This window comes from Psychrobacter sp. DAB_AL62B, from assembly GCF_028895345.1.
Classification (GTDB): Bacteria; Pseudomonadota; Gammaproteobacteria; order Pseudomonadales; family Moraxellaceae; genus Psychrobacter.
Genome location: NZ_SAXC01000019.1, coordinates 1 through 8,266 on the forward strand (window position 1 = coordinate 1; position 8,266 = coordinate 8,266).

Consider the following 8,266-nt stretch of genomic DNA (forward strand, 5'->3'; position numbering starts at 1 on the left):
CGCCAAAGAACTATAAAGCAGGTTCAGCAGAAGATGCGGGTTTCTTAATGGCCAACGCCAGTAGTGTGGTGATTGTCCCAGGTTATGGCATGGCGCAAGGTCGTGCACAAAACGCGGTCAAAGAGCTGTATGAGCTGCTAAAAGAAGAAGGTGTCAATGTACGCTTTGCCATTCATCCGGTTGCTGGTCGTATGCCAGGACATATGAACGTGCTATTGGCGGAAGCGGATGTGCCTTATGATGACATCCTTGAGATGGATGAGATTAACTCAGACTTTGCCAGTACCGATGTGGTATTGGTCATTGGGGCCAATGATGTGGTCAATCCTTCTGCGAAAGATGATCCTACGTCACCTATCTTTGGTATGCCGATTCTAGAAGTGACTAAAGCGCAAACGGTGATGGTGATTAAGCGTTCGATGAATACTGGTTATGCAGGTCTTGATAACAGTTTATTCTATATGGACAAAACCATGATGATCTTTGGTGATGCCAAGAAGATGGTCGAAGAGATGGTGCGTAGTATTAATGGTGCTCATTAATCTCTGAAATTGGTTTTCAACATAATTTTTAAATAGAAGCGTCCAAATAAAAAAGTCACTGCGGTGGCTTTTTTGCGTTACAGTAGCCAGCTTTTATATTCAATACCCCTATACAAAATAAGTTCACAAAAAATAAGCGTTAAGAGAGTTATTTATGAATATGTTAATACGTTTTTTTATTATGGTTAGCCTATTAAAACAGCAGCTCAAGCAGCAATCGGCAAGTGAGCACTTGAGTACTGAGACATTAACGGCACCGACTGTACGTCAGTATCGTGTATTACCGCACGACATGGGCTTTCGAGATCATCTGCCTAATTACCGCTATCTGTCTTTTATTGAGCTAAATATCACAAAATGGCTTATGGCGTGCTGTCATCAAAAGGACATTAAAAATTTAGGCTGGATTATCGCCATGCAAGAGATGGTCTATCTGAAGCAAATTAAGTTTTTAGATAAGATGACGATAAATAGTACGCTTGTCGGTTGGGATAAAAAATACGTCTACTTTGAGCATCGCTTTTTTGTCAAAAATCAATTGATGGCAGTAGGTATGACCAAGTTTGTCTTAACGAATAAGCAAGGTAAGTGCGCAACTGCGGTGCTAGATATGACTGGTGAGCAGCTGACAGAAGTTATTGAGTCATGGAATCAGCATCAAGTAGCGATTAAATCTACTGAGTCGACTCAATCAGCAAAGGCGGCATAACGAACTTGGCTATAATCATATGCTGAATTTTGCTAGGATAGTGTTTATGTATAGGATAGCGCTTATGTATATATTGTCTATATATTCTATAATGCTATTTTATAAAAATAATTGAAAAATAAGGAGTAACTATGACCCCGCAGAAGTTAAAATGGACAGACAGTTTAGATATTGCCATTGAGCTTTATGAAAAATTCCCAGAGACCGATCCGCAGTATATCCGCTTTACCGATTTGCATCGCTGGGTGACTGAGCTTGAAGGCTTTGATGATGATCCGCAACGCTCCAATGAAGGTATTTTAGAAGCGATTCAGATGAATTGGATTGACGAAGCTGACTAGATTGACCTTCTTATTATCTTTTATTAACAGACATAGCATTAATAACAAACATAGCTTTAATAGCAAACATAACTTCAAATGAAAACAGGACAAACCGCCTCATGACTGCACCAATCCAAGAGCTAACAGACGTACAAACTTGCACAGGCATCAGCGTACGCACCACCAATACTGCTGAAATCAGCCATGAAACGGCAAAGTTAGGCAAGCTATGGCAAAGTTTTTACAAAAATCACGTGAGCCAACTTGAAAAGGGTGAGGATATCTATGGTATTTACCACAACTATGAGAGTGATGATGTAGGCGCTTTTGATGTGGTTGCCAGTTGGAAGGTGAGCAGTCAGCAAGATGAGCAAGCACAGTCAGACAATGACGATACTGCTAATCCTGTCAAAGCTACTAAGAATAGAAATGCAGGCAACCTAGTAACAGTCAGTATTCCTGCAGGTAAATACATGGTGTTTTCTGAATACGGTAACATGCCTAATACTGTTATGAATGCATGGGAGAAGGCATGGACGTATTTTAATGATCCAAGCTGTGAGCATACTCGAACGTATAATGTCGACTTTGAGCGTTATGTTGAGGGTAAGCTAGAATATGGTCAAGTCGAGCTGTACATTGGTATTGAGTAGAGTCGCAAATCTGTGACGCGATCTTGTCAGTGGCTGTAGGGTGGGTTAGCGCAGCATAACCCACCAATTGAACGATTATGTATGAAGGTGGACTAAAGGGGCCTAATGATGACGCTCTTTTTAAACACTGTGACTTTAAAACCAGTCACAAACTCTAAGTCTGCCTCTAAGTTTTCAAACTCAGACATAGTGAATTTATTTGGATAATAGCTAATTGAAAGGTTAAGTTCTGAATCGCCTGAGTAACCGAGAGATTGCAATTTAGCGCCATACATTTCTACAATTCGCGCTACTTCATTAACTTGTTCGTCATTATCAATAGAAAAACGTGGCATTTGATTTTGGTCAGCTACTGATGGCTGTAGGATTTCTACTTTTCCCATCTCATTAGTTAATCTACTGTCTTGAATATTCACTGCTATAGGAGTGCCTATCAATTCTGACAAGGTTTCTATCAGTTGTAGGCGCTTAACTGTTGATATATTCGCATTTAAAATATAAATGTCAGCTGCCTCTATAATTCCTGTATCTGAATAAGCAAGCCCTTGCAATTCGCCACCGTAATTTTTGACAAGACGTTTTATTTCATCTACCTTTTCGCTATCCTTAAGTTTAGACCAATCTATATGGGCTTTTGACTTAAAAACTGAGGTAACAGCATTTGGCTCTTCTTGAACGCTAGCAAGACTACCGTCGTATGATTTTATTACTACTTTAGAGTCTGCGACATCAGAATTTATTTCTCTAACATTGGTGCAGCTACTAATAGCTAAACCTAAGATGGCAAATATAAAGGACTGATAAAATTTATTAACTTTCACAATTTTTTATCCCTAGAGTATTAATTTAGCTATGCTATTCATCTAACAGTAAACTCTCTAAAATCCCTTCATATATCTGCGCAAGCTTTCCCAAATCATCAATTTCTACCTTCTCATCAACCTGATGAATCGTTGCATTACGCACACCAAGCTCAACGACTTGCGCGCTAGTGGGGGCGATAAAGCGTCCATCCGATGTACCACCAGAAGTTGATAATGTCGTATCAGTCCCCGTCACAGATTTAATCGCTTGTTGGCATGCCGAGACCAATTTACCTTCGGGTGTTAAAAATGGCTGACCAGATAACTTCCAATGGATATCATATTTGGCTTTGCTATCAGCGAAATATTTGTCGAAGATAGCGTGAGTTTTTGCTTTCAACTCATCTTCAGTGGTTTCTGTTGAAAAGCGGAAGTTAAATACCACTGCTAAGGTTTCAGGAATGACATTGGTTGCGCCAGTACCACTCTTAATATTGGAAATTTGCAATGAGGTTGCAGGGAAGTAGTCATTGCCATTGTCCCATGTAGCAGCCGTTAATTCCGCTAGCGCTGACATAGCGGCATGAATAGGATTACTGGCTAAATGTGGATAGGCGACATGACCTTGTTTGCCAGTGACAGTGAGTACCGCACCCAATGAGCCACGGCGACCATTTTTGATAATATCACCAAGTGTATCGGTACTCGATGGCTCGCCAACGAGACAATAAGTGATTTTTTCTTGACGCGCTTCTAAGGTTTCTATTACTTTGACCGTACCATTAATTGACGGACCTTCTTCATCTGAGGTAATCAAAAAAGCAATAGAGCCATTGTGCTCAGGATGGTTTTGCACGAAGCGTTCGGCAGCGACAGTAAATGCGGCAATACCAGTTTTCATATCAGCGGCACCACGCGCCCATAAATAGCCATCAGCGATGGTTGGGGTAAATGGTGGATAGGTCCAATTTTTTTCAGCACCTGTCGGTACGACATCGGTATGACCGGCAAAGCAAATGACTGGATCTGCTGTACCACGGCGCGCCCATAAGTTTTTGACCTCAGCGTGTTCGCCTTTCGCTTGTCTATCTCCGTAATACATAAATTCGCAAGCAAAGCCTGCTTGCGTTAGTCGTTCTGACAATATATCTTGGCAGCCATCGTCATCTGGGGTGACGGAAGGGCGTTCAAGTAGGGCGATACTTAAGGCTAAAGTTGCTTGTTGGTGTGTTTGAGAAAATATGTTTTTATTAACGTCTGACATGAGAAACCTTTTTTATTACAAGGTGAGATGATAAATACAAATCATTAAATACGTGCCGCTAATTACTAACGTCTAATGGTTTTTCTAGCGCTGAAATGTTGTCTTCAACAAACGGTACTAAGCCATCACGTCTTAACCAAGTAGCGATAGAGTAGCGTTGTCGATGGGCAATTTGCACTTGATGCTGCAGGTCACTATCAAATATCACCAAACGATTGGCGACAGGCATCACATTATGATGGACGCCATGTTTATCAACGATTTCTAGCGCGCCGCCGTCACTTGCTGTCCACTCATCATTGAGATAAAACACTGCCGAGATAACGCGCTCATCACGCCCAGCTGGATTATCATTATGCCATTGGTAGCCAAAACCGACTGGATAACAAGCGTAATGCGCTTCACTATGGCGAATGCCAGCGAATAAGCTGCGATTGAATAAAGTGGCAAGCGTATTGATACTTTGCAAATAATAATAGCCTGCAAAGAAATTCTCAGTAATCCAGCGGATTCTGTCACCGCGAATATCGCTCACACGAATACCGGCAGTGAGCTGGGCATCACGATAGTCAATAAAGCCGCTTTCTGCTTGCAGCGCTAACAAAGCTTTTTGCACAAAGATATCGTCAATAATCAGCCAGCCATCACTGACCAATTTATCCAGTTGACTATCAGTCAGCTTGTCTTCCCAATTTATCTCAAAATCGGAGGAATGTAATCGATGTTGAGTTGGTGGCTTTTGGCTATCGTCATCGCTATGCGGAAACAGTAAAGGAGGATTATCCTGTCCTATCGGATTGTCGACAACCAACTTTGTCACATCAAGATTGCTAATAATCTTTGTCATTTCGTCTCGCCGTTATCAATAAACATTCAATTCGCTGCCAATACACAGCCAATCAATGCCTTTTTACCAAAACCATCGTTATCTTTTACCTATCCTATGCTACCATAGATGCAATTTTTCTTATTTAAACTTTTGAACTTATGAACTATAAACACGCCTATCATGCTGGTAACTTTGCCGATATCGTTAAACACATTTTATTGGTACAACTACTGAATCAATTGGGGCAGAAAAACAAACCTTTTTATGTGCTTGATGCTTATGGCGGTCGTGGACTGTATTCGCTTGGCAGTGAAGAGGCGCGCAAGACTGGTGAAGCAAAAGGCGGTATCCAAGCCTTAGTAAAAGCCGATGTCGAAAAAGCTCCGACTGCGGTCAAAGATTATATGGAAGGTATTAAGCAAGCCCGTTTTACCTATGACAAAAAGGTCTATCCTGGCTCACCGTGGTGGATTGCCCATCATATTGAAAAAAATCCTGATGCTGGTGTGCGCGGTGAAGCATTTGAAGCCAAAGCCAGTGAGTACGATGCACTGAACTATCAGCTACATAAATTGCCAATCGGTATTCATCATCGCAATTCGTTTGAAGGTATCGCTGCGGTTATTCCACCAAAAGAGAAGCGTGGCTTGATATTCTTGGATCCTCCTTACGAGCAAGAGCATAAAGACTTTACTCGTTTAATTGATCTATTGGTGCACTCTTATAATAAGTGGCCACAAGGTACTTATGCGTTATGGTTTCCGATTAAAAATATCGAAGCCGTAGAGCTGTTCTATAAAAAGCTAAAGCGTACTGAAATGAGACGCCAGTTAATCTGTGAGCTAAATATTTATCCTAACGATGTTGCCGTAGGTCTTAATGGTACAGGGCTACTGGTGATCAATCCGCCGTGGCAGTTTGATAACCATGCGCGTGAGATTTTACGCTTCTTACAACCGGTATTGAAAGTTGCTGACGCACCAGATTTAACGCCCGATAGTGCAACCAACGTACGCTGGTTGGTCGGCGAATAGGGATATTATTATGACGACTGATCAATCATCAAGTAATGTAGTAAAGGATAGTCTTGTAACCGATAAAGTTATGAATGATGGTCTGGTAAAAGAGCCTTTATTACAAGATAGCGCCGCCACTCAACCGCCTTTTGTCGATGAGCATGATTTCGATATTCGCTTGGCGGATAATGAGAACTATGATGGGTTGACGTTTGAGGTGATTGAAGCAGAAGTCGCTGAAGGTAAGCGCGTGGTCAGCCGCGGAGTTTATTTAGCACCCAATCTCATCACGACTTTATCGCTGCTATCTGGCTTTTACTCTATTTTAGCCAGTACCCAAGGCGAGTTTTATAAAGCCTCTTTAGCGATTTTCTTATCGGCCATTCTTGATGGCGCAGATGGTCGGGTAGCGCGTATGCTGAATGCGCAAAGCCCCTTTGGTGAACAGTATGACTCTTTAGCCGATATGTTAGCCTTTGGTGTTGCGCCTGCTATCTTAATTTATAGCTTTGCTTTGCAGCCATTAGGTCGTATTGGCTTAGGTTGTGCGTTTGTTTTCACGGCGTGCGCTGCGTTCCGTTTGGCACGCTTTAACGTTCAGATTGGTGAAGTTGATAAAAAATACTTTGTTGGTTTGGCAAGTCCACTTGCCGCCATCTTGGTAACAGCCGCTGTCATGGTTGCTGTCGACCACAATCAATGGATCGGGCAATATGACTCAATCGTGATGTTTTTGTTTGCTGCTTGGGTCGTTATTTGTGGCTTACTAATGGTCAGCAACGTTAAATACTATAGCTTTAAAGAATTTGATAAGAAGAAAGTCCCTTTTGTGGTTCTTATTATCGGCGTATTGGTCATGAGTATCGTGTTATACGATATCCCTGTTGGCATCTTAGCGATTGGTGTTATCTATGCTTTATCAGGTATCGTAACGACTTTAAAAGCCAAAACGACGAGTTAACTTTATAACTGTTTTATAATAGATGTTAGGTTAAGACACGCACATACAAACCGCTTATTTTTTAATAGGCGGTTTTTTTTGCCATAAATATTGTTGGTGGGATAACACGAGGTTGAGAAGGTAACAAGAACAATAGAAGTACTTAAAATAATGAGTAAAGAATAAAAATGAGCTTTGATTGGATATCATGTAAAGTGTTATTGTAGAAGGTACTAAGTGAAGTTTTTACGACTGTTCTTTATCTCATTATATTCAATAAACAAAGTCGAGGTTATTATGTTGAATTTAAATAGTTTCAATCATCTATTGCCTGTTTCTAGTGCCTCAGCGTATTTGTTAAAAGGTGTGATGACGAGTGCTTTACTTTCATTGTCATTCGCTTCCCTATCTTCACATGCTGCTACTAGTAACTCAGTAAACTCCATATCTCGCGCTGAAGCTGCCAATCCTGCTAACTTTTATCATTTAAATATGAATGGTGGTGCCGTTACTTATGCATCAGCACCGTGTTCTATGAAAAAAGGGCTGATTGCTTGTGGACTTGAAAAGCTCAAACTCATTAATAGTAGTATTAATGAAGTGCATGCGGATTATGATTTGGCACAAGCTTTTTACTATCCGTCAAAAGCTCAGCCCAAGACAGGGGTTGTTGTTATTACTCGTTCTGGTCTAATGGATGATAGTGTGAGCGCTGAACGTTATCGTATTAGCTTTACCCTAAAAGGTAAGCCTTCTAATTTAAATTGGCACTGGGTTCAATATGGTGTGCAATATCAATGTCTTCGAGGTAACAAAGCAGGGAAATGGACTACGAATATATGTCCTTGATCAAACCTATATTGGTAGGAAGATTAAAGTTTATTGAAGAATTGAAAATTAACCTTCGAAAGCCCTTGACCCCCGTCTCAAACCGAGTATAATGCCACCCAGTCGAAAGGGAAGGCGGATCGGGGAGTGGTTTACCACTGAGTATTAATAGCGAAGCTATTAAGCAATTATCCAGCCAAATAAACTATTTTTAAAATAGAATAATTTATACCTTGACACCAGATTAAAAGCGTCTATAATACGCACCTCAGCAAAGGAAGCTGGCAAATAAGTTAACAAACTTATAACCCAGATAACCAGTTGAAACGAATTAGAATAAAGGGTTGACAGACTATTTA

General features: G+C 40.9%; 10 protein-coding genes. 7 read left to right on the forward strand and 3 right to left on the reverse strand.

Going from position 1 to position 8,266, the window contains the following annotated elements; all coding sequences use genetic code 11:
- The 4 genes from EPB74_RS13215 to EPB74_RS13230 form a co-directional block, all read left to right on the forward strand.
- Positions 1-542, forward strand: a 542-nt coding sequence (locus EPB74_RS13215) for an NAD(P)(+) transhydrogenase (Re/Si-specific) subunit beta (protein WP_274904568.1), incomplete at its 5' end; no start/stop codon positions are given.
- Positions 543-696: 154 nt separating this feature from the next.
- Positions 697-1,251, forward strand: a complete 555-nt coding sequence (locus EPB74_RS13220) for an acyl-CoA thioesterase (RefSeq protein WP_274904614.1) — start codon at positions 697-699, stop codon at positions 1,249-1,251.
- 131 nt (positions 1,252-1,382) lie between these two features.
- On the forward strand, positions 1,383-1,592 hold the full coding sequence (iscX, locus tag EPB74_RS13225) for a Fe-S cluster assembly protein IscX (protein WP_011279849.1): 210 nt from the start codon (positions 1,383-1,385) through the stop codon (positions 1,590-1,592).
- A gap of 101 nt (positions 1,593-1,693) precedes the next feature.
- Positions 1,694-2,227: a GyrI-like domain-containing protein gene (locus EPB74_RS13230; RefSeq protein ID WP_274904615.1), complete on the forward strand. Its 534-nt coding sequence runs from the start codon at positions 1,694-1,696 to the stop codon at positions 2,225-2,227.
- A 92-nt stretch (positions 2,228-2,319) separates the two neighbouring features.
- On the opposite strand, the gene EPB74_RS13235 is transcribed toward EPB74_RS13230, so the two are convergent.
- The 3 genes from EPB74_RS13235 to EPB74_RS13245 are packed head-to-tail and all read right to left on the reverse strand — an operon-like array spanning position 2,320 to position 5,141.
- The gene (locus EPB74_RS13235) at positions 2,320-3,048 is read right to left on the reverse strand and encodes a hypothetical protein (RefSeq protein WP_274904616.1); all 729 of its coding nucleotides are present in this window, start codon (positions 3,046-3,048) and stop codon (positions 2,320-2,322) included.
- Positions 3,049-3,082: 34 nt separating this feature from the next.
- Positions 3,083-4,294 carry a succinyl-diaminopimelate desuccinylase gene (dapE, locus tag EPB74_RS13240; RefSeq protein WP_274904617.1) on the reverse strand — a complete coding sequence of 404 codons (1,212 nt, stop codon included), beginning with the start codon at positions 4,292-4,294 and terminating at the stop codon, positions 3,083-3,085.
- Between the two features lie 58 nt (positions 4,295-4,352).
- Complete coding sequence (locus tag EPB74_RS13245; RefSeq protein ID WP_274904618.1) at positions 4,353-5,141, reverse strand: 2OG-Fe(II) oxygenase; 789 nt, start codon at positions 5,139-5,141, stop codon at positions 4,353-4,355.
- 140 nt (positions 5,142-5,281) lie between these two features.
- Between EPB74_RS13245 and EPB74_RS13250 the strand changes: the two genes are divergently transcribed.
- From EPB74_RS13250 to EPB74_RS13260, 3 genes are all read left to right on the forward strand, one after another.
- Positions 5,282-6,157, forward strand: coding sequence for a 23S rRNA (adenine(2030)-N(6))-methyltransferase RlmJ (locus EPB74_RS13250; protein ID WP_274904619.1), 876 nt, complete (start codon positions 5,282-5,284; stop codon positions 6,155-6,157).
- A 10-nt stretch (positions 6,158-6,167) separates the two neighbouring features.
- Positions 6,168-7,100, forward strand: a complete 933-nt coding sequence (gene pssA / locus EPB74_RS13255; RefSeq protein ID WP_274904620.1) for a CDP-diacylglycerol--serine O-phosphatidyltransferase — start codon at positions 6,168-6,170, stop codon at positions 7,098-7,100.
- A 276-nt stretch (positions 7,101-7,376) separates the two neighbouring features.
- Positions 7,377-7,928, forward strand: coding sequence for a hypothetical protein (locus EPB74_RS13260; protein ID WP_274904621.1), 552 nt, complete (start codon positions 7,377-7,379; stop codon positions 7,926-7,928).
- The last annotated feature ends 338 nt before the right edge of the window (positions 7,929-8,266 follow it).